Here is a 1143-nt window from a genome sequence, read left to right as displayed (position 1 = left end):
GGGCCTGTTGCGCAGTTAGCGAGGACAGGCTCGCGGAGCGATTTGGTCGCGAGGTCTCGCTCCGTTTTGGCTTTGGGGTGGAATTGAGGGTGGCGGTGTGGCCTCAGGCCGGATGCTGGACGCACCTATCCTGTGATGGCGGCCCATCGGCGCATGTTGAAGGCGATCGCAGCCATCGTCACTTGAGCTGCGGCCTTGGCCAATCCGATATAGCGGATCGTCGTCAGCTTCATGCGGTTCTTGAGCGTGGCGAAGGTGGTCTCCACCGCTGCCCGCCGTCTCGCGATCAGGCGGTTGTAGCGCTTGAGCCGCGGCGGCAGTTCGGGATGGTGCTTGTTGGGGCGGCGGGCAATGCGCGGCTTGCGGCCCTCAGCCTTGAGCCTGGCACGGCGGGCATGCGTGTCATAGGCGGCATCCGCCCACACCGCCTTCTCGTCGCCGCGCACCAACTCATCGGCCATTACCGTGTCGTTGACGTTGGCCGGTGTGGTGATCACCGTGCGGATCAGGCCAGAGCCCTCGTCCACCCCGACATGGGCCTTGTAGCCGAAGGTGAAGTCGCCCTTACCCCGTCTTACGCCACGGGCATCGGCGTCCTTCGAGGGCCGCTCGGCTGTCGGCGGCGCCGAGACTGCATCGATCAGCGTGGCGTCTAGCATCGTGCCGCGCTTCAGGATCACGCCCGCCTTCTCCAACTGCCGGTCCAGTTCGCCAAACAGCTTCTCCATCAGCCCTTCGCCAACAAGCAGGTTGCGAAAGCGCGACAGCACCGTGTGGTCGGGAATGCTCTCCTCAAGCCCAAGCCCGACAAAGCGCCGGAATGACAACCGATCGCCGAGCGCTTCCTCGAGTTCGCGATCTGATAGCCCATAGAGCGACTGCAGCAGCAGCGCTTTGAAGAGCAACAACGGCGGCCAGGCTGCGCGTCCCGGTCCGCCGTCGCGTAGCGGGTTGAGCAGCTTCTCGAAGCGATACCACTTCACCAGACCGGACAGTCGGTCGAGCGGCGAGGATCCACCTGCAAGCTTCTGGCCCAGAAATGCTTCCGCCAGGCTCAACTGCCCCGTCTGCTTCACCGCCATTGCGATTCCCTCCGAGCTTCCTTCTCAGGGAATCACAACCAGCCAATTACGCAACAGGCCC

At 64.0% G+C, this 1143-nt stretch carries 1 protein-coding gene; it reads right to left on the bottom strand.

Annotated elements, in window-relative coordinates; all coding sequences use genetic code 11:
- Nucleotides 1–125 precede the first annotated feature (125 nt).
- Nucleotides 126–1082, bottom strand: coding sequence for an IS5 family transposase (locus O7A05_RS34005; RefSeq protein WP_337097783.1), 957 nt, complete (start codon nucleotides 1080–1082; stop codon nucleotides 126–128).
- Nucleotides 1083–1143: the final 61 nt, after the last annotated feature.

Source organism: Mesorhizobium argentiipisi (SeqCode), assembly GCF_037179585.1.
GTDB lineage: Bacteria > Pseudomonadota > Alphaproteobacteria > Rhizobiales > Rhizobiaceae > Mesorhizobium > Mesorhizobium argentiipisi.
The sequence above is the reverse complement of the archived record's forward strand: the minus strand, read 5'-3'. Positions and strand labels throughout refer to the sequence as shown.

Coding starts and splice junctions, on each gene's coding strand:
- O7A05_RS34005 (WP_337097783.1), bottom strand. CDS start 1,082: ATGGCGGTGAAGCAGACGGGGCAGTTGAGCCTGGCGGAAGCATTTCTG.